Origin of the sequence: Mesorhizobium sp. YIM 152430 (genome assembly GCF_029210365.1) — a bacterium.
Classification (GTDB): Bacteria; Pseudomonadota; Alphaproteobacteria; order Rhizobiales; family Rhizobiaceae; genus Aliihoeflea.
In genome coordinates, this window is the sequence record NZ_JARGES010000018.1 from 57,627 (window position 1) to 76,093 (window position 18,467).

At 65.2% G+C, this 18,467-nt stretch carries 19 protein-coding genes; 16 read left to right on the forward strand and 3 right to left on the reverse strand.

Going from position 1 to position 18,467, the window contains the following annotated elements:
• Positions 1-37 precede the first annotated feature (37 nt).
• Positions 38-895: a helix-turn-helix transcriptional regulator gene (locus PZ895_RS02790; RefSeq protein ID WP_275837509.1), complete on the reverse strand. Its 858-nt coding sequence runs from the start codon at positions 893-895 to the stop codon at positions 38-40.
• 234 nt (positions 896-1,129) lie between these two features.
• On the opposite strand from PZ895_RS02790, the gene PZ895_RS02795 reads away from it, so the two are divergent.
• Genes PZ895_RS02795 through PZ895_RS02805 form a run of 3 tightly spaced genes read left to right on the forward strand, consistent with a single transcriptional unit; the run spans position 1,130 to position 3,316 of the window.
• Positions 1,130-1,759 carry an ABC transporter permease gene (locus tag PZ895_RS02795; RefSeq protein ID WP_275837929.1) on the forward strand — a complete coding sequence of 210 codons (630 nt, stop codon included), beginning with the start codon at positions 1,130-1,132 and terminating at the stop codon, positions 1,757-1,759.
• Complete coding sequence (locus PZ895_RS02800; protein WP_345803517.1) at positions 1,756-2,478, forward strand: ATP-binding cassette domain-containing protein; 723 nt, start codon at positions 1,756-1,758, stop codon at positions 2,476-2,478. Before PZ895_RS02795 ends, PZ895_RS02800 begins: the two co-directional genes overlap by 4 nt.
• Positions 2,479-2,506: 28 nt before the next feature.
• Positions 2,507-3,316 carry a substrate-binding domain-containing protein gene (locus tag PZ895_RS02805; protein WP_275837510.1) on the forward strand — a complete coding sequence of 270 codons (810 nt, stop codon included), beginning with the start codon at positions 2,507-2,509 and terminating at the stop codon, positions 3,314-3,316.
• Between the two features lie 43 nt (positions 3,317-3,359).
• On the opposite strand, the gene PZ895_RS02810 is transcribed toward PZ895_RS02805, so the two are convergent.
• A complete protein-coding gene (locus PZ895_RS02810; RefSeq protein ID WP_275837511.1) occupies positions 3,360-4,652 on the reverse strand; it encodes a c-type cytochrome in 1,293 nt (430 codons plus the stop codon).
• A 168-nt stretch (positions 4,653-4,820) separates the two neighbouring features.
• Here PZ895_RS02810 and PZ895_RS02815 point away from each other — a divergent pair, with 168 nt between their 5' ends.
• The 4 genes from PZ895_RS02815 to PZ895_RS02830 all read left to right on the forward strand — a co-directional run bounded on the left by PZ895_RS02815 (position 4,821) and on the right by PZ895_RS02830 (position 8,224).
• Positions 4,821-5,693, forward strand: coding sequence for a formate dehydrogenase accessory sulfurtransferase FdhD (locus PZ895_RS02815; protein ID WP_275837512.1), 873 nt, complete (start codon positions 4,821-4,823; stop codon positions 5,691-5,693).
• Positions 5,686-6,309, forward strand: a complete 624-nt coding sequence (mobA, locus tag PZ895_RS02820) for a molybdenum cofactor guanylyltransferase MobA (RefSeq protein WP_275837513.1) — start codon at positions 5,686-5,688, stop codon at positions 6,307-6,309. The genes PZ895_RS02815 and mobA overlap by 8 nt, the downstream gene beginning before the upstream one ends.
• Positions 6,310-6,415: 106 nt before the next feature.
• Complete coding sequence (locus PZ895_RS02825) at positions 6,416-7,702, forward strand: molybdopterin-binding protein (protein WP_275837514.1); 1,287 nt, start codon at positions 6,416-6,418, stop codon at positions 7,700-7,702.
• A gap of 171 nt (positions 7,703-7,873) precedes the next feature.
• Positions 7,874-8,224, forward strand: coding sequence for a hypothetical protein (locus PZ895_RS02830; RefSeq protein ID WP_275837515.1), 351 nt, complete (start codon positions 7,874-7,876; stop codon positions 8,222-8,224).
• Between the two features lie 16 nt (positions 8,225-8,240).
• On the opposite strand, the gene PZ895_RS02835 is transcribed toward PZ895_RS02830, so the two are convergent.
• A complete protein-coding gene (locus tag PZ895_RS02835; protein ID WP_275837516.1) occupies positions 8,241-10,274 on the reverse strand; it encodes a 4Fe-4S binding protein in 2,034 nt (677 codons plus the stop codon).
• Between the two features lie 105 nt (positions 10,275-10,379).
• Between PZ895_RS02835 and PZ895_RS02840 the strand changes: the two genes are divergently transcribed.
• The 9 genes from PZ895_RS02840 to fdh3B all read left to right on the forward strand — a co-directional run bounded on the left by PZ895_RS02840 (position 10,380) and on the right by fdh3B (position 18,458).
• Positions 10,380-11,102 (forward strand): biotin/lipoate--protein ligase family protein, encoded by a 723-nt coding sequence (locus PZ895_RS02840; RefSeq protein WP_275837517.1) that lies wholly within the window; start codon positions 10,380-10,382, stop codon positions 11,100-11,102.
• Between the two features lie 2 nt (positions 11,103-11,104).
• A complete protein-coding gene (locus tag PZ895_RS02845) occupies positions 11,105-11,665 on the forward strand; it encodes a DUF6505 family protein (RefSeq protein WP_275837931.1) in 561 nt (186 codons plus the stop codon).
• Positions 11,662-12,654 (forward strand): DUF6352 family protein, encoded by a 993-nt coding sequence (locus tag PZ895_RS02850; protein WP_275837518.1) that lies wholly within the window; start codon positions 11,662-11,664, stop codon positions 12,652-12,654. Before PZ895_RS02845 ends, PZ895_RS02850 begins: the two co-directional genes overlap by 4 nt.
• A gap of 9 nt (positions 12,655-12,663) precedes the next feature.
• Positions 12,664-13,188, forward strand: a complete 525-nt coding sequence (locus PZ895_RS02855) for a DUF3305 domain-containing protein (protein ID WP_275837519.1) — start codon at positions 12,664-12,666, stop codon at positions 13,186-13,188.
• Positions 13,185-13,835, forward strand: a complete 651-nt coding sequence (locus tag PZ895_RS02860) for a DUF3306 domain-containing protein (RefSeq protein WP_275837520.1) — start codon at positions 13,185-13,187, stop codon at positions 13,833-13,835. The genes PZ895_RS02855 and PZ895_RS02860 overlap by 4 nt, the downstream gene beginning before the upstream one ends.
• Positions 13,836-13,982: 147 nt before the next feature.
• Positions 13,983-14,621, forward strand: a complete 639-nt coding sequence (locus PZ895_RS02865) for a molecular chaperone TorD family protein (RefSeq protein ID WP_275837521.1) — start codon at positions 13,983-13,985, stop codon at positions 14,619-14,621.
• A gap of 46 nt (positions 14,622-14,667) precedes the next feature.
• Positions 14,668-14,883, forward strand: coding sequence for a formate dehydrogenase (locus PZ895_RS02870; RefSeq protein ID WP_275837522.1), 216 nt, complete (start codon positions 14,668-14,670; stop codon positions 14,881-14,883).
• Positions 14,884-14,887: 4 nt separating this feature from the next.
• The gene (locus tag PZ895_RS02875; RefSeq protein ID WP_275837523.1) at positions 14,888-17,848 is read left to right on the forward strand and encodes a formate dehydrogenase subunit alpha; all 2,961 of its coding nucleotides are present in this window, start codon (positions 14,888-14,890) and stop codon (positions 17,846-17,848) included.
• 13 nt (positions 17,849-17,861) lie between these two features.
• Positions 17,862-18,458 carry a formate dehydrogenase FDH3 subunit beta gene (fdh3B, locus tag PZ895_RS02880; RefSeq protein WP_275837524.1) on the forward strand — a complete coding sequence of 199 codons (597 nt, stop codon included), beginning with the start codon at positions 17,862-17,864 and terminating at the stop codon, positions 18,456-18,458.
• The last annotated feature ends 9 nt before the right edge of the window (positions 18,459-18,467 follow it).

Below are 18,467 nucleotides of genomic sequence, written 5' to 3' on the forward strand. Positions count from 1 at the left end.
CTCCCGAGCGGCCTTCGGCCCTTTCCGGACCGGAAAGTCATGTATTCCAGCGAACATCGCCAAGATTCGCGATGTCGTAGCCGGAGATATATTCCGCACGGCGCGCGAACGCATCGGTTCGAGCGAAGGTGAGCAACTTCTGGAAGGGCGGCTCGAAATAGTCGCGCCTGCGCATAACGAGATCGAATTCCTCCCCCGGCCAGAGCGGCAGGAATCCCACGGTTGCGGCTGCTAGCCCAAGCCCGCTGTCGGCCTCGCCCATCTCGATCATCCCGGCCAGATCACCGTGGCTTTCGGCGACGCGTGGCACAATATTGAGATCGGCCGGCGACAACCCTTCTCGGGCAAGCAGCATGTCGAGCAGAATTTGCGATCCTGCCCCTTCTCCACGCGTCACCACCCTCAGGCCCCGCGCCGCCAGATCGGCAAGGCCTTCGATCTTCAGCGGATTGCCCTTGGCAACAAGCAGGCCCTGCACCCGCCGCGCCCAGTGGATCACGACGATGTCGGGGCGCGGCAGCAGGGCGCGCACTGCTGGTATGTTATACTTGCCTGTTTCGGGATCGATCAGATGAGCGCCTGCCAGCGTGGCGCGCCCCGCCGCCAGTTCTTCAAGCCCGTGGCGCGAACCGTTGGTCAGGACCGCCAGCCCGCTGCCCGACTGGCGCAGCGCCCATTCCAACAGCGGCTCCGAGGAGCCGGCATAGATCATTGGCGGCGGGGCTAGCGCGGTATCCGGAAGTTCGGTCTGACCCTCCAGCCAGGCTTCGATGAGGCGGCGCGGGAAAAGCAGCTTGCCGGAAGCCTTGGTGAAAGGAATCTGCTGGCGCGAGACCATCTCGTAGACCGTGCGCTCCTTGATCCGCAGATAGCCGGAGATCTCGGCGGTGGTCATCAGGCCGTGGCGGACGAATGGTTCTGACCGACCTGTCAAGGATCACGCTTTCTGTTGTTCTCTTGCAAAATTTACAGAAAAACCTTCAAGAGCAAAATTTACATATTTGCGTCATATCGCAGTTTCTGCTCCAATTCCATCGCAGTTCGGAGGAGGGTGCGAAAGTTGGCTTCAAACCCATTCGTTACGGCATTCGAACTGATCGCTTCGGGCAATCCTGAGTTGATTCAGATCATGGGCCTGTCGCTCCGCGTGACGTTGAGCGCGGTCCTGATCGGCTGCCTGATCGGTCTACCGCTGGGTGCGGTGCTGGCGCTGACGCGCTTTCCGGGGCGGGCGGGCGTGATCGTGCTGTTCAACGCATTGATGGGTTTGCCCCCGGTGGTGGCAGGGCTTCTGATCTATCTGCTTCTCTCGCGCTCCGGGCCGATGGGGGACTATGCGCTCCTGTTCACACCCGCGGCGATGATCATGGCGCAAGGCATCTTGATCCTGCCGATCGTCGTCTCACTGACGCGCAGCGTGGTCGAGGATCTTTGGATTGAATATGAAGAGCAACTCCGCTCGCTGGGCACTTCCCGGATACGGTCGGTTCCGACGCTCCTGTGGGACGGCCGGATCAGCCTGCTCACCGGCGTGCTCGCAGGCTTCGGCCGCGCCAGTGCCGAGGTGGGTGCGGTGCTTATCGTGGGAGGCAACATCGCCGGCCATACGCGCACCATGACCACGGCGATCACGCTTGAGACGAGCCGCGGCAATCTCGGCATGGCCGTGGCGCTGGGGACCATTCTTCTTTTGATCACCCTGACCCTTAACGGTGCAGCCTACGGGATCACCCAATGGTCCGGCGGGGGTGGCCGATGATGGATACGCGCGCGTCGATATTGCCGCTGAGGCTCGACCGACTCGGCTTTTCCGCCGGCGGTGCCGATCTCCTGTCCGACATATCGCTGACCGTTCGGTCGGGGCGGCGGCTACTGGTGATCGGTCCGAACGGCGCGGGCAAGAGCCTTCTGCTGCGGCTCTGTCATGGGTTGATCCAGCCAAATTCGGGCCGCGTGATCTGGGCCGACGGTTCCGTCCGGCCGCGGTCACAGGCCATGGTCTTCCAGCGCCCGGTTCTGCTGCGGCGCTCGGTACGCGCCAACCTCGAATACGCTCTGTCCGTCTCGGGAATGGCGCGCGTGCAGCGGAAAGCACCGACCGATGCGGCGCTGAGGCGTTTCGGCCTCGCGCCGCTCGCCAGACGTGCGGCCCGACTGTTGTCGGGAGGCGAGCAGCAGCGGCTGGCGATTGCGCGGGCCTGGCTTCTGCAGCCCGAGATAATGTTCCTTGACGAGCCTTGCTCTGCCCTCGATCCGGGTGCCACCCGCCTCATTGAGGAGACGATCGCCGGCTTCGCCACCGAGGGCATGACGCTGATGATGACCACGCACGATCTTGGCCAAGCACGACGTCTGGCCGACGACATCGTCTTTCTCCACAAGGGACGGCTGGTCGAGCACGGCCCCGCCGCCGACTTTTTCGACGCTCCGAAGACCAGGGAGGCTGGCGCCTTCCTCGCGGGCGATCTGCTCTGGTGACTTATCCAGCCACGAAAGGAAACCGATCATGAACTCAGCCCGCTCCCTGCTTGTCGGCCTTGCGCTCGGCCTCGCCTCGCTGCCGGCCAAGGCGCAGGAATTTATCACCGTGGCCTCCACCACTTCGACCGAAAATTCCGGACTCTTCGGCCATATACTGCCGATCTTCCAGGAAGAGACCGGCATCGCGGTGCGTGTCGTCGCGCAGGGCACGGGACAGGCGCTGGAAACCGCTCGGCGTGGCGACGCCGACGTCGTCCTCGTCCATGCCCGCGCTGCCGAAGAGCAGTTTGTGGCCGAGGGGCATGGCGTGGAGCGCTTCGACGTCATGTATAACGACTTCGTCGTGGTTGGCCCGTCCGACGACCCGGCGGGACTCGGTTTGGCTGAAACTGCCACCGCTGCCTTTGCCGCGATCGCAAAGGCCGGTTCGCCCTTCGCGTCTCGCGGCGACGATTCCGGCACGCATATCGCCGAACAGGCGCTGTGGGAGACCGCCGGCGTGAAGCCTGCCGGCAATGACTGGTATCTGGAGACCGGCAGCGGCATGGGAGCGACGCTCAACACCGCCGCGCAGGTGCCCGCCTATGCGCTGGCGGACCGCGGAACCTGGCTCAGCTTCGAGAACCGTGGCGATCTTGAGATCGTCTTTGAGGGCGATCCGGTTCTGTTCAACCCCTATGGCGTGATGTTGGTTAATCCCGAACGGCATTCGCATGTGAAGGTCGACGCCGGACAGAAGTTCATCGACTGGCTGATTTCAGACGAGGGCCAGGTCGCGATCGAGAGATTCACCATCAACGGCGATCAACTCTTCTTCGCCAGCGCGAAACAATAGCCGCATCGGAACGTCTTGGGCCCCGATGCTCAGCACCGGTGCCTTACTGTGTGGCGCGTTCCAGAAACTCCATCAGCGCCGCGCGATCCTCCGCGCTGGTGATGCGCTGCTCGGGCATCCTCGTGCCGGGCGTATAGGCTTCGGGGCCGTGCTCGAAAAGTTCCGAGACGGTCTGCGGCGTCCAGATGATGTCCATGTCAAGCAGCGCCTGCGAATAGTCGTAGCCTTCTGCCGTGCCGATCTGGCGTCCAAATATGCCGTGCAGCGTCGGTCCGGCGCGGTTTCCGTCATCGGATGCCAGCGTGTGGCACGCCGCGCAGGAGCGCCAGACCTGCGCTCCGCGGCTTGCGTCATCGTATTCCTCCTGCGGGCCTGCCGCGCCTCCCGATCCCAGTGCCGCGCCCGTCGACGCATCCCATCGCCGGATCAGTCCGTCGCCGCCTCCGGTGAAAAGCCGTCTGCCCCCGGCATCCAGCCCGAGCGACCAGACGGGTCCCTGATCCGGTTGCAGAAGATGACGCACCTCCAGCGTTTCCGCGTCCAGAATCCAGACGTGACCTTCCACGGAGGCTGCCGCGACAACCGGGGCCTGCGCTGCCGCCGTCACCGTCACCACCGGGCGCTCGGAAAGCGCAGCTTCGGAGACGATGCCCCGTTCGGGATCGACGAGCCGCAGGACGCCGTCCGCTGACGTCACCGCCAGCAAGCCGGTATGCGTGACCGCCAGAGAACTCGGCGGAGAGGGAAGGTCCACCATGTTGGCAAGGGACGCCGCGTCGGATGCGGACCAGACACGCAGCCGCAGATCCTGTCCGACGCTCGCAAGACGTCCCTCCGGCAGGAACCCCAGTCCGTTCACCGGACCCTGATGTGCGTCGAATCCCGTCCCTTCGGCCTGATCAAGCCTTCGCAGCCAGATGCGCCCGTCCCATCCTCCTGTCGCAAGAAGCGCGCCGTCATCCGAAACCGCGATCATCGCCACAGGCGCTTCATGCAGGGGTTCGATCTCTTCCGGCACGGTGGCGTCGTCCGCTGCCCAGATGGCAAGCCGCCCGTCCTGCCCCCCCGTCGCCAGTCGCCCTTCAGGCAGGAAGGCGACGGCGGTGACGTTGCCCTCATGAACGCGCATGATCCTCGCGGCGGCCGCGGTTTGCGTCGACCACAAGATGGATCGGGTGTCGAACGAGCCCGACAGCACCTGCGAGCCGCTTTCGGAAACCGCCAATGCCCCGACCGGTCCTCCGTGCCCGCGCAGATCTTCGGCGTGAGCCGCCGCGCTGGTGACGGAAGAAACGAAGGCGGCAAAAGCGGCGCGGCGCAGGAAGCGACTGAACATTGCGAACCATCCTCTCGGCACAAGGGTTCTCAGAACCTATGGCGGCTGACGGGGGCCGGCAATGCCGCCGTGCCGCGGGCCGTGCCGTCAGGGTGGACAACGAGACGGCGCTATTGCACTCTCGCCGGCCACGCGAAAGGCAACCGCATTCTGATGGTGACGTGACCCATGGCGGCCGACTACATCATAGGTCCGAACGTAGAAAACCCGCGATTGACCCGGTCCGTCACCGGTGTCGACCATACGGGCGCGACGTCGGTGCTTTCTGTCGTCGAGGAGCGTCCGCTCACCATCTTCCTGAACTCACAGGAGATCGTCACGGCGATGACGATCGGCGATTATCCGGAATATCTGGCGCTCGGCTTCCTGCGCAACCAGGGGATGCTGGGGCCTGCCGAAACCGTTACCGGCGTCGAATACGATGAGGATCTCGAGGTCGTCATCGTGCGTACCGAAAGCCGCACGACCTATGAAGAGAAGGTCAAGAAGAAGACCCGCACCAGCGGCTGCGCCGTGGGCACCGTGTTCGGCGACATGATGGAGGGGCTGGAGGGGTTGACCCTTCCGCCGACGCCGCTGCGCACCTCGTGGCTCTACGCGCTGGCGCACAAGATCAACACCACGCCGAGCCTCTATCTCGAAGCGGGCGCGATCCACGGCACGGTGCTGTGCAAGGAAGACCAACCGCTGGTCTACATGGAAGATGTCGGCCGTCACAACGCGGTCGACAAGATTGCTGGCTGGATGCTGTTTGAAAAAGCGGACGCCCAGGACAAGATCCTCTACACCACCGGACGGCTCACCTCGGAGATGGTGATCAAGACTGCCATGATGGGCATCCCGGTGCTCGCCTCGCGTTCCGGTTTCACGGCCTGGGGGGTGGAGATCGCGCGTCAGGTGGGGCTGACGCTGATCGGCAGGATGCGCGGCAAGCGCTTTGTCTGCCTTTCGGGCGAGGAACGCCTGATCTGGGATGCCGATCCCGAGGCCGTGCCCGAAGACGAGAAGAAGCACCGCCGCAAGGGTGCGTTGATTGACTAGAATTCCGGGCGTCATACTGGCGGGAGGCAAGGCCACCCGCATGGGCGGCGGCGACAAGGGCTTGCTGCCACTGGGCGATGCGACGCTGCTCGACAGTGTGATCGGACGGCTCGGCCCGCAATGTTCGGAACTGGCGATCAACGCCAACGGCGATCCGGCGCGCTTCGCCCGGTTCGGACTTCCGGTGCTGGCCGATCCGATGGCTGATTTTCCAGGACCGCTCGCCGGCGTCCTCGCCGGTCTCGACTGGGCGGCGCAAACAGGGGCTGAAGCGATCGTGACTGCTGCCGCCGACACGCCCTTCCTTCCCGGCGATCTCGTGGCGCGCCTAACGGCGGAGGCGGCAGAGAAGGGCGTGCCGATCGCGCTCGCCGCCTCGGCCGACGAGGCAGGCGTGCAACGTCGCCATCCTACATTCGGCCTGTGGCCGACGGGGCTGCGCGAGGACCTGCGCGCCGCGCTTTCGGGCGGCCTGCGCAAGATCGTGCTGTGGACCGACCGGCACGGCGCGGCGACCGTTCCGTTCCCGGCAGCTTCTTTCGACCCCTTCTTCAACGTCAACACGCCGGAAGACATGGCGCGCGCTGAAAGGCTTCTGGCCAGAGGCATGGCATGAGGCTCTACGGTGTGGTCGGCTGGAAGAACGACGGATTGCAGATGCCGCTCTTCGACCTGAACGACACGGCCGGGATTGCCGAACTCATACTGCGCGAGATTGGCCCGTGACCGAGAAGGGGCACCCGCTGGCGCCACCGCGCCTGAAGAACGACTGCTTCGCCCTGCCGCCAGGCGTCGACTGGACGCCGGTGGACACCGCGCTCGGCCGGCTGCGCGCCAACCTTTCCCCCGTCGTCGGCATCGATGAGGAAATGGCCGTCGTCGACGCGCTTGGCCGCATCCTGGCGCGGGAGGCGGTTGCGCGTCGCTCAAACCCGCCCGCACCGAACTCGGCTGTCGACGGATACGGTTTTGCCCACGCCGCCACCGGCGAAGGTCCACAGACGCTGCCGCTGGTCGAAGGCCGCGCGGCCGCCGGCGCGCCCTTTCCGGGCTGCGTCCCCGAGGGAAGGGCAATCCGCATCCTGACCGGAGCAATTCTGCCGGAAGGCGTCGACACCATCGTGCTTGAGGAGGATACGGCCAGCGACGGGCCCCACATTGCCTTTCAGGGGCCGATCAAGCCGCGCTCGAACACCCGCATGGCCGGCGAGGATGTGGCCGCGGGCGATGTCGCGCTGCCGGCCGGGCATCGCCTGCGCCCTGCGGATCTTGCGCTCTTGTCGGCGGTCGGGGTTGGGAGGGTTTCGGTTTTCCGCCCGTTGCGCATGGGTGTGCTTTCCACCGGCGACGAGATCGCACCCGATGCCGGCGAGACCATGCTGGAAACCGACCGCATCTACGACGCCAACCGGCCGATGCTTTTGGCTATGGCGCGGCGGTGGAACCATGTGCCCGTGGATCTTGGCCATGTCGGCGACGACCGTGCTGCCCTCGTCGCCCGTCTCGACCGGAGTGCTGCGGAAGCGGACGTGATCTTCATCTCCGGCGGAGCGTCGGCGGGGGACGAGGACCATGTTTCGGCGCTGCTGCGGGAGGCAGGGACGATGCAGAACTGGCGCATCGCCGTCAAGCCGGGCCGTCCGCTGGCGCTCGGCCTGTGGCAAGGGGTTCCGGTCTTCGGCCTGCCGGGCAATCCGGTCGCCGCTTTCGTCTGTGCGCTGATTTTCGGGCGTCCCGCCTTGTCGGTTCTGGCCGGCGGCGTGTGGGAGGAACCGGCCGGATTCACCGTTCCCGCCGCTTTCGAGAAGAACAAGCGGGCGGGGCGGCGCGAATATCTGCGGGCGCGCCTGACGAGGGAAGGCCATGCCGAAGTCTTCCGGTCCGAAGGGTCGGGGCGAATCAGCGGGCTTTCCTGGGCCACCGGACTTGTCGAGATCGAAGACGGCGCGCGCCGGATCGTGCCGGGCGACCCGGTCCGCTTCCTCCCCTACGGCTCGTTCGGGCTCTAGCGGTCCCAAGCCTGATTGCGCGCGGCCTTCACATCCGGGGCGACGACCCTTTGGCGGCCATCGTTCCACAGCGGGCAGCGGCCAACAATCTGGAGGGAGCAGGAACGGAACCTTCCTTGAACTGTTTAAGTGTCCGTAAGGCCACTGGAACCCCCGCACCCGGAGAAAATCATGCACTTCAAGGCGGCTTCTTTGAAAATCGCGCTGACTGCCGCGACTGCGTTGGCGCTAGGCACTTCCGTATTCGCCCAGACGATGGTCGGCGGCCAGCAAGTCAGCGACGAGGATCTGGAGTTTGTAACCGTTCACTGCAAGACGCTGACGGGAGGTCTTGACACTGAGCAGATGGGCGCCGAGCCGGAAGAGACGGCCGACGTCCAGACTGACTCGAGTGACGACGATGAGATGGATGCCGCAGCGGACGATTCCGAAGCGGAGGATTCCGACGGCGTGTTGACCGCCGTCGACATTGACGAGATCACGATGGAAGATTGCGAAGCGGCCGGCCTGGCAGAGATGTAAGGCGCGGGGCTGGCGCTCACTGCTTGTAGGGTTGCCGTTCCGCGGCAGAGTAGTCGGCGGCGGTGCGCACCCGGCGCGCCGGCAGGTCTTCATGCGGGTCGAATTCTGCGTTCATGACGGCTTCGACGCGGCAGTCCTCGCACATGGTGAGCACGGTTCGGCGCTGTTCTCCTTCCTCGCCGCTGAACATCCAGTGGCCAGCCAGCCTTTCCTGCACGCGCTCGATGCTCGACCGTGTCCCGAACGGTTTCTCGCAGACCGTGCAATGGAACGGCTGCTCCTCCTTGAGAGTCCGCCTGGGCGCTTCCCAGGCGGGAAAATTGATCTGCGCGACGAGCGTGATCGCATCTTCCGGACAGGTTGCCGCGCAGATTCCGCACTGGACGCAGGCGCTTTCCGTGAAACGCAGCATCGGTTGATCGGGATTGTCCGAAAGCGCGTTCGTCGGACAGGCTCCGGCGCAGGCGAGGCAAAGCGTGCAAGCCTGCGCGTCCAGAACGACCGTGCCGAACGGCGCGCCTGCCTGAAGCTCGATACGTGTCGCCGGTTCCGGTGCGGTGCGGTTCAGTTCGATCATCGCGGTGGTCAGGAGACCGCGCTTGTCCTCCGGCGGCAGAAAGGACGACCGCTCCCTCGGCGCAGCGGCAGGCGCAACGGCGTAAAGGCGTTCTTCCAGAACGTCCGGGTCGTCCGTCTCGATCAGTTCGAATGCGGACGGGTCACGGCCCATCGCCGATAACGCCCCGTGCATCAGCGCAAGCGTCTCCTGAAGCCCGGCGGTATCGTGACGCGCGCGGGCGCGGCCGAGGATGCTGAAGCCGCCAGCGCCGTAGGCGAATGCGGAAGCGGCGAGTTCAGCGCCGATCTGGGTAATCTCGTTGATCAGCAGCGGCAGAACATGGGCTGGCAGACCACGACCGAAGCGGGCGGACGCATCGATCAGGGCGCTGCCATGGTCCTCGTCGTGGAGCAGGATCACCGGCGGCCTCGTGCCACCTGCGCTGAACCATGTGCGGATCAGGCTGCGCAGGCGACGCGCGAGCGTTTCGGCCGACGGGAGCGCGTAGCTTGCCGCACCCGTGGGGCAGACGGCTGCGCACTGGCCGCAGCCCGCGCATATGGCGGGATCGATCGCGACGGAATTTCCCGCAGGCGTGATTGCGCCGGTCGGGCATAGGTCGAGGCAACGGGTGCATCCGGTGATGCGGTTGCGCGAATGGGCGCACAGATCGGCTGCAAAATTCACGAAATGCGGCTTGTCGAACGTACCTACGAATTGCGCGGCCTGACGAACGAGGCGAAAGACGGCGATCGGGTCGCGCGGATCGGCGCGCAGATAGCCGGGGCGCAGATCGTCGGCCGGAAAGAGCGGTGCGTCGCCGGTCAGGTCAATCACGAGATCGCAGCGCGACACCGCGCCGTCGCGTCCGCTTCCTGCAACCAGGCGCTGCCGCGAGGACGGCGCGAAGGCGGCGTAGTTGTCGACGGTCACCTCGAAAGCGCCCAGATGACCCCGTGCGCTGCGCATGCGTCCCTGAAGCACGGGAAAAGTGATGCGGCGGGGTGGCGTCACATCCGCGCCCGGCGCCAGCAGTACGGTTATGTCGAGGCTTTCCGCGAGCGTCGCCGCCGCCTCCAGCGCGGCATCGTCGGTGCCGAGGATGAGCGCAACGCCTTCCGATTCCAGAGAGACGACCTCGACGGGCGGCGCTTCCTCTGCCGCTGCGGCGATGAGCGCCGCCATCTTCGGCCCGGAGCTTCCCGCCTCGCCGGACCATCCCCCCGTCTCGCGAATGTTGGCGAAGGCAAGCGGCAAGGCGAAACCAGCCTCTTCCGCGATTTCCTCGAACAGCGCCTGCTCCTGCGTGCAGGCGACCGTGATCGGCGTGCCTTCGATCAGCGCCGTACGAAAGTTGTCGAGTTCCGAGCGGCACAATTGCGTCGCCGTCCCGGCAATCCGCCCACACTTGGCCTTTTCGAGCGCCTTGCCGTCCACCGGCATGGTCTTCTCGCAGGAGCAGGTCAGGATCAGGCGGTCGTTTTCTCGCATGGCTTGCGTCCTCGAAACGGGTGTGGGGCTTGAAGCCCGACGCTGGCGCGATAGTGTGGACCGCGAACCTAACCGCCCGAGAAGGCTTTGTCACTTGTGTCAATAATGCTTGATAAGTCCTTGCTTACCCTGCCTCCGCCCTATTCCCAGCATCGGATCGAGGATGGCGACGTCTTGGCAGAAGCGATTCGTCGAGCGCCGGAGGAGGGCGCGGGCACGCTGCTCTGGCGCTCCGGTGGCGGCCTTCTGGCATTTGCGGTGGTGCTTGAGCCCGAGCAGAAACTCGCGGAGGCGCGGCTCGCATTCCTTGCCGGGATGGTGGCGCTGGCGGAGGCGCTGGTTGCTCATTGTCCGCCCGAGCGGGCGGTCCGGTTCGGTTGGCCCGACATCCTGCTTTACGACCGCGCGCGGCTTGGCGGCGGGCGTTTCGCGGTTCCCGAAGGCTGCGCGGAGGACGAAACGCCGCAATGGATGGTGTACGCCGCGGAACTGATTGCCGACCGGGATCACCTCCACGCGCCGGGAGCCTTTCCCGACAGCACCTCGCTGAAGGAGGAGGAGTTTGCCAGCCCGCCGACGATCGTGGAAAGCTTCGCCGCCTATCTGATGCTCAATTTCGACCGCTGGGCGCATCAGGAACGGCAGGCCGTGACGAGCCGCTATCTCGAGCGGCTCGATCCGCCGCTCGCCGAAGGATCGCGGGTGATCGGGCCGGACTGCGAACTTGTGGAGCGGTCGTCTTCCTTCGGCGAGCGGCGCTCCGGCCTGATCGAGGGGCTGACGCTATCGACGTGGCGCGACCCGGTTGCAGGAAGGCCGCGCCTGTGATCATGCTGCCGCGGACCATTCGGCTCGACCCTTCCGACACGGTGGTTTTCGCCCATGCGGCCGAACCGGGCGAATGGGCCGTGACGGGAACCTTCCTTTTTGCCGATCGCGACCCCGAAAGCCTCGGCCGCAAGGAGCAGGTCGCCTTCCGGAGCGGCTTTCTGGGCATCGACAGCTTTGGCTACTCGACCCTTGTTGCCGTCCAGAAGGCGTCGGCGGCGGAACGGGATGCGGCGACGGCGCAGCTTGCGCGGCAACTCGTGGACAAGCTCGGCGCTCCGGACGAGCGGATCGCCTGGCCGGCGGCCGAGGAGGAAATCGCCTATGCTGCGGAACTGTGTCGGGGCCACGCGGTCAACACGCTGATCGCGCTTCATCGCGCACGCGAGGAAGGCGGGGCGATCCGCGAGCGTTTCCGAACGCTCAAGCCCCGCGACGAGACTGCGTTCTCCGCCGGTTATCTGCAAGGTCACGACAAGGCGTTCTTCATCGTCGAAAGCGAGGATGCGGAGGACGGTCACGCGGTGGACCTTCTGGCATTGCGTGGAGGCAGGAGCGGATGAGGGAATATTGGGTCGCCAGCGGCCACCACCTGACCCGGTTGACGGCAGCCGGCTGGATGGCGGTGACGGACGAATTGCTGCTGGCCTGGCTGGCGCGGCCCGAGGTGCTGCCGCCGGACGACGCCTGCCCGGCCGAGCGCGGTCTCCATGCCCGGCTGATGGCCGCTCCCCGCGCGCCTGTCGCTCCAGCCGACATCGCCGCCATGGCGGACCCGGACGCGCGGGAGAACTGGACGTTCCTCATTCGCCTGCGCGACGCGCTGGTCGGGGCGGGCACGGTCGAGGGCGCCTATCTGGCGCTGGTGCGTGCGGGGGAGAAACTGCCGCTGGTGTTCTACGACCAGCTTGTCCAACTCATCTTGCGCAATGCGCTCGACGGCTGCGCGGATGTCTACGTCCTGCGCGCGGCCGAATTGTTCTTCCGGCCGCAGCGCGGCCATGTCAGCGACGGCGCGCTGATCCTCGCCGACGAGGAACTCATCGCGGAGATGGAGGCCGAGCAGCACAGTTCACCCCTGACGGCGATGTTTGCCGGCGGGCCGGGGGAACTCGACATTCTAAGGGACGACAACGCCTGGACCTACTGGAGCCGGTCGGACGCGCATGTCATGGCGATCAATTTCGGGGGTGACGCCAAGGCAAGGGAGGGGCTGGCATTCGCAATCGCCGCGTTTGTGACGCATCTGCTGGGCCACGATGTCAGCGTGCGGCCGCTTGCCTCGGCCGAGGGGGTCGACCTGCGCTGGTTCGTCGGCCTCGACCAGGTCGGGACCGCCTTCGGCAACGCGCTCTGGCGTGGCGACGAGCCTCGGGAGACGCTGGTCGGACTGTTCGCGCTCGACTTTGCAGATCCCTCCGTGATGCTGCCGCAGGTGGCGGGACACCAGGTCTTCTTGCTGATGGGCATGGGAGCGGACATGACGATCCGGCTCAAGCCGCAGAACCTCGTCGGAGGGCTGCCGCTGGCGCAGCCCGCCCAACTGCACTAGGATGACGCCATGCCTGTGGAAACCTTCAAGGTCGGCGTGCTTGCCCGCTCGCATCCGCCCGCAAGCCGTTGGGCGACGCGCATGTTGCATCCTTTCGGCGTGCTGGCGCTGGTGCCGGAGACTGCGCCCGGCACGTTTCTGGGCGAGGAGGACGGTGTCGAAACCTGGTATCTGGGCGCTCACGACCTGACGCTCTATTCGGGCGACACCGGGCACCACCGCGACAACCTGACCAGCCAGCGGCCCTCGGTATGGGTCGCGCTGAGCGGCGCGGACAAACCCGCGACCGTGCGTGTGCGTCTCGTCACCGCCGACCCCTATGAGGGCGGCGGCCTTGCCGACGATCCGGCGCTGGTCGTCGAGGCCGTGCCGATGCCCGATCTGCTGCGCGCGCCGATCGAGGCCTTCATCGCAGCGCATCACGTCGAGGAAGTCTTCCGCAAGCGCAAGCGCCAGCCGGTCGATCCCAATGCGGCATTCTCCGCCCGCGCGCCGCGTATCCTTCGCGAGGAAGACAAGTGGGGCCGCCGATGAGCGGATTTCTCGAGCGCTGGTCGCGGAAAAAACGGGCGGCGGACGAGGACGCCGGCAAGGAAGGCCAAACAGACGAGCCGGTTGAGGTGCTGGCCGCGCCCGAGGAGCCGGCAGGTGAGGAGGACCTGCCGGACGAAGAGGTTCTGAACGCGCTTCCCTCGCTGGACGAAATGACCCTCGACACGAACATCACGCCATTCCTGCAACGCGGCGTGCCGCGTGCCATGAAAAACGCGGCGCTGCGCAAGATGTGGTTGCTCGATCCGCGCATCCGAAACCACAAGGATTTCGCCGTGGACTACGCGTGGGACTGGAACACCCCTGGCGGTGTGCCCGGCAGCGGCGGAGCGGTCAGCGCCGAGAGCGTGGCGAAGCTCGTCCATACCCTTTTCAGCGCACCTGCTACGAAAGAGGCGGAGGCCGAAGCTGCGCTGCTACAGGAGCAGCAACCCGAATCCACCGAGCCGGAGCCCGAGGTCGAGGTTATGGCCGCGCCGGCCAATCCGCTGCGGCAACCGGCAGAACGGGGCGAATCGTCTGCCGATCGGAAGGAGTTCGCGATCGGACGGTCCGATATCGTCGATCGCGGCCAGGAAAATGCCGTGCCCGCCACAAGAAGGCGGCACGGCGGGGCGACGCCCGAATAAAGACCCCCATGGGCCCCGATGCCGAGAATTTGAGATCACGCGGAAAAAACACAGTGTTTTGCCGCTTTCCGCAGGAGGCGTTTTCGGTATACACTTACTAAAAGCGTAGCTTTGCGCTGTTACCCCGCCGGATAGCCAGGTAAACGGATGCCAGAAGCCAATTCGATCGCAAAAGAGCCATTTCGCAGCGAGGACGATATCCTTCGCAGTCAGCAATATGGTTTTCTTGCGCGAATGCTGGGCGCGGCGCCATCGGCCGATTTGATTGCGAAAGTATCAGAAATGGAGGGGGACGAGACCCCTCTGGGCCAAGCCTACGGGCACCTCGCACGCAAGGCTGCGAACACCTCTCCTGCCGCAATAGAACGCGAATATTTCGATCTCTTCATCGGCGTTGGCCGGGGAGAACTGCTGCCCTACGCCTCCTTTTATCTCACGGGGTTCCTGAACGAGCGTCCGCTGGCCGATCTGCGCGGCGACCTGGCGGTGCTTGGCGTCGTGCGGGTGGAGGACCGGCACGAGCCGGAGGATCACATCGCGTTTCTGTTCGACGTGATGTCGGGGCTCGCGGTCGGGCGCTTCGATGACGGCGACCTCAACGAACATCTGTTCTATCAGCGGCATCTGGCGCCCTGGGCGGCGCAGTTCTTCGATGACCTTGCCATCGCCCCCAGCGCGGACTTCTACCGACCGCTGGCCGAGATCGGGCGGGTCTTCATGGATATCGAGGCGCGAGCGTTCGCTCTGGGGAGTGCAGGGGAGCGGCGCGCAGGTCGGACGGGTTGACGCGCAAGCGTCGGGGCCATGCGGTCCAGGCAAACGGGAGGAAGACATGGCAAACAGCGATGATGCACGTCGCATTGGACGACGCGGCTTTTTCGGCACGATGATCGGCGGAGCTTCGGCGGCGGCGGTTGTGGCGGTGGGCGGAGCACGACCTGCCGAGGCCAGGGAAACGACCGACGAACGCAAGCGCGCCCGGTATCAGGAGACCGAGCACGTCCAAGCCTTCTACCGCACGAACCGTTACTACAAGAAGGGGGAGTAGAGCCATGCTGGTCAAGCGCAGAACGGCACAGGCGGCGCATGGCCGCCTCGCGTCCGCGGCAGCGGGCCTCGGCGCCAAGACGATCGATCGCCGCAGTTTCCTTCGAAATTCGGGCCTGGCGGTCGGCGGCCTCGCTGCGGTGAGCACGTTTGGCGTCGGAATGGCGCGCAAGGCGGAGGCCGGCTTCGTCAATGCCTCGCAGCCGATCGAGATCAGGAAGAACATCTGCACCCACTGCTCGGTGGGATGCACGGTGACGGCCGAGGTCCAGAACGGCGTCTGGGTCGGGCAGGAGCCGACCTGGGCGAGCCCCATCAACCGCGGCACGCATTGCGCCAAGGGCGCGGCGATCCGCGAGATCGTGCATGGCGACCGTCGGCTGAAATATCCGATGAAGAAAGAAAACGGCCAGTGGGTCCGCATCTCCTGGGATCAGGCGATCGACGAGATCGGCGACAAGATGCTCGAAATCCGCGATAACAGCGGCGCGGATTCGGTCTATCTTCTCGGCTCGGCCAAGTTCTCCAACGAGGGCGCCTATCTGTTCCGCAAGTTCGCGGCCTTCTGGGGCACGAACAATGTCGACCACCAAGCGCGCATCTGCCATTCGACCACGGTCGCGGGTGTGGCGAATACCTGGGGCTACGGCGCGCAAACCAACAGCTACAACGACATCCGCAACTCCAAGACCGTGATCTTCATGGGCTCGAACGCGGCCGAGGCGCATCCGGTATCGATGCAGCACGTCCTTTCGGGCAAGGAGCAACAGCGCGCGAACGTCTTCGTGATCGATCCGCGTTTCACGCGCACGGCCGCGCACGCGACCGAATATGTGCGGATGCGCTCGGGCACCGACATCGCCATCATCTGGGGCCTGATGTGGCACATCTTCGAGAACGGCTGGGAGGATGCGGAGTTCATCTCGCAGCGGGTCTACGGGATGGACGCGGTCAGGGCCGAGGTTGCCAAATGGACCCCGGACGAAGTGGAGCGCGTCACCGGCATTTCCGAGGAGCAGATGCGCCGTGTGGCCGAGACTTTCGCCACCCAGCGTCCCGCGACCTTCATCTGGTGCATGGGCGCCACGCAGCACACGGTCGGCACCGCCAATGTCCGCGCCTTCTGCGACCTGCTGCTGGCCACCGGCAATGTCGGACTGAGCGGCGGGGGAGCCAACATCTTCCGCGGCCACTGCAACGTGCAGGGCGCGACGGATTTCGGCCTCGATATCGGCAATCTGCCCTGTTACTACGGACTGGCTGCCGGGGCCTGGCGGCACTGGTCCCGCGTCTGGGACGTGCCTTACGAATATTTCGTGAGCCGCTTCGACGCGGTGCCGGCAAAGGGCGGGCGCAACGCGCGCACGGCTGAGGAGAACATGGCAATCCCCGGCATCCCCTCCACACGCTGGTTCGACGCGACCATGTACGATGCTGAGGAAATCGACCAACGCGACAACATCAAGGCGATGATCATTTTCGGCCACGGCGGCAACACGGTGCCCCGTATGGCGGATGCCCAGAAAGGGATGAATGCGCTTGACCTGCTGGTCGTGGCCGATCCGCATCCCACCACCTTCGCCGCGCTGCATGACCGGCCCGACAACACCTATCTGCTGCCGATCTCGACCCAGCTCGAATGCGCAGGTTCACGCACCGCTTCGAACCGCTCGCTACAATGGGGCGAGAAGATCGTCGAGCCGATCTTCGAATCCGACAACGACTATGCCGTGGTGTATCGCCTGGCCGACAAGCTTGGCTTCAGCGAGGAGATGTTCAAGAACTACGAGATGGTTCAGGGCAAGTTCTCGATGGAACCGACCCCCGAGTCGATCCTGCGCGAGATCAACCGGGGCGGCTGGTCCACCGGCTACACCGGCCAGAGCCCGGAACGCCTCAAGGCGCATATGGCCAACCAGGACAAGTTCGATCTGGTCACGCTGCGCGCGCCGGCTGACGATCCGGAGGTCGGCGGCGACTATTACGGCCTGCCCTGGCCATGCTGGGGCACGCCAGAAATGCGCTATCCGGGGACGCATATCCTTTACAACCCGAATATTCCCGTCAAGGACGGCGGCGGCGCATTCCGGCCCCGCTTCGGACTGGAGCGGGAGGGGGAGACGCTGCTTGCGGAGGGAAGCTGGCCGGTGGATTCGGAAATCCAGGACGGCTACCCCGAGTTCACGATGGCGGTGCTGAAACGGCTCGGCTGGGACGCGGATCTGACGCCGGAAGAACTCGCCACCATCGAACGGATCGGCGGCGGCGACCCCGAGGCGATCGATGCGGTAAGCTGGTCGATCGATCTTTCCGGCGGCATCCAGCGTGTGGCGATCGAACATGGCTGCGTGCCTTTCGGCAACGGCAAGGCTCGTGCCATCGCCTGGAACCTGCCCGACCCGGTTCCGGTGCATCGCGAGCCCATCTATACGCCTCGCCCCGATCTGGTGGCCGACTACCCGACCCTGCCGGACGCGATGCAGTTCCGCGTGCTGAATGCTGGCCATACGATTCAGCAGGCGGCCGTGGAGCAGGGGCTGGCGCAGCAGTTTCCGATTCTCCTTACCTCGGGGCGGCTGGTCGAATATGAGGGCGGCGGTGAAGAAACCCGTTCCAACCCGTGGCTGGCGGAGTTGCAGCAGGACATGTTCGTCGAGATCAATCCGGCGGATGCGTCGGCTCGCGGCATCGTCGACGGTGGCTGGGTCTGGGTGACCGGCCCCGAGGGAGGCAGCAGGGCCCGGGTGAAGGCGCTGGTAACCGAGCGTGTCGCGGCAGGCGTGGCGTTCATGCCCTTCCACTTCGCCGGCTGGTTCCAGGGCGAAGACCAGCGGGGCAAATATCCCGAAGGGACCGACCCGATCGTTCTGGGCGAGTCCGTGAACGTCATAACCACTTACGGCTATGATCCAGTGACAGGTATGCATGAAGGCAAGGCCACGCTTTGCCAGATCGCGGCCGCGTGAGGGAGGACGGAATATGGCACGGATGAAGTTCCTTTGTGACGCGGACCGCTGCATCGAGTGCAACGCCTGCGTGACGGCCTGCAAGAACGAGCATGAAGTTCCCTGGGGCATCAACCGCCGACGGGTCGTCACCATCAATGACGGCCTGCCGGGAGAACGTTCGGTCTCCATGGCGTGTATGCACTGCACCGACGCGCCCTGCGCCGCGGTCTGCCCGGTAAACTGCTTCTACACGACGGACGACGGCGTGGTGCTGCACTCCAAGGAAACCTGCATCGGATGCGGCTACTGCTTTTACGCATGTCCGTTCGGAGCACCGCAATATCCACGGGTCAGCAATTTCGGCACGCGCGGCAAGATGGACAAATGCACCTATTGCTCGGGCGGTCCCGAAGCCGACATGACGCAGGCCGAGTACATCCAGTACGGCACCAATCGCCTCGCCGAGGGCAAGCTGCCGCTTTGCGCCGAGATGTGCTCGACCAAGGCGCTTCTGGCCGGTGATGGCGACATCATCGCCGACATATATCGCGAGCGGGTGGTGACACGCGGCTACGGTTCGGGCGCCTGGGGCTGGCGTACGGCCTATGGCGAAACGATTCAGGCATGAGCCGGGCAG

Excerpts from the sequence above, each read along its gene's own strand:
- PZ895_RS02830 (WP_275837515.1), top strand. The coding sequence starts at position 7,874 with ATGCACTTCAAGGCGGCTTCTTTGAAAATCGCGCTGACTGCCGCGACT.
- PZ895_RS02815 (WP_275837512.1), top strand. The coding sequence starts at position 4,821 with ATGGCGGCCGACTACATCATAGGTCCGAACGTAGAAAACCCGCGATTG.
- PZ895_RS02860 (WP_275837520.1), top strand. The coding sequence starts at position 13,185 with ATGAGCGGATTTCTCGAGCGCTGGTCGCGGAAAAAACGGGCGGCGGAC.
- fdh3B (WP_275837524.1), top strand. The coding sequence starts at position 17,862 with ATGGCACGGATGAAGTTCCTTTGTGACGCGGACCGCTGCATCGAGTGC.
- PZ895_RS02790 (WP_275837509.1), bottom strand. The coding sequence starts at position 895 with ATGACCACCGCCGAGATCTCCGGCTATCTGCGGATCAAGGAGCGCACG.
- PZ895_RS02805 (WP_275837510.1), top strand. The coding sequence starts at position 2,507 with ATGAACTCAGCCCGCTCCCTGCTTGTCGGCCTTGCGCTCGGCCTCGCC.
- PZ895_RS02875 (WP_275837523.1), top strand. The coding sequence starts at position 14,888 with ATGCTGGTCAAGCGCAGAACGGCACAGGCGGCGCATGGCCGCCTCGCG.
- PZ895_RS02870 (WP_275837522.1), top strand. The coding sequence starts at position 14,668 with ATGGCAAACAGCGATGATGCACGTCGCATTGGACGACGCGGCTTTTTC.
- PZ895_RS02810 (WP_275837511.1), bottom strand. The coding sequence starts at position 4,652 with ATGTTCAGTCGCTTCCTGCGCCGCGCCGCTTTTGCCGCCTTCGTTTCT.
- PZ895_RS02855 (WP_275837519.1), top strand. The coding sequence starts at position 12,664 with ATGCCTGTGGAAACCTTCAAGGTCGGCGTGCTTGCCCGCTCGCATCCG.
- PZ895_RS02840 (WP_275837517.1), top strand. The coding sequence starts at position 10,380 with ATGCTTGATAAGTCCTTGCTTACCCTGCCTCCGCCCTATTCCCAGCAT.
- PZ895_RS02845 (WP_275837931.1), top strand. The coding sequence starts at position 11,105 with ATGCTGCCGCGGACCATTCGGCTCGACCCTTCCGACACGGTGGTTTTC.
- PZ895_RS02835 (WP_275837516.1), bottom strand. The coding sequence starts at position 10,274 with ATGCGAGAAAACGACCGCCTGATCCTGACCTGCTCCTGCGAGAAGACC.
- PZ895_RS02800 (WP_345803517.1), top strand. The coding sequence starts at position 1,756 with ATGATGGATACGCGCGCGTCGATATTGCCGCTGAGGCTCGACCGACTC.
- PZ895_RS02865 (WP_275837521.1), top strand. The coding sequence starts at position 13,983 with ATGCCAGAAGCCAATTCGATCGCAAAAGAGCCATTTCGCAGCGAGGAC.
- PZ895_RS02795 (WP_275837929.1), top strand. The coding sequence starts at position 1,130 with ATGGGCCTGTCGCTCCGCGTGACGTTGAGCGCGGTCCTGATCGGCTGC.
- PZ895_RS02850 (WP_275837518.1), top strand. The coding sequence starts at position 11,662 with ATGAGGGAATATTGGGTCGCCAGCGGCCACCACCTGACCCGGTTGACG.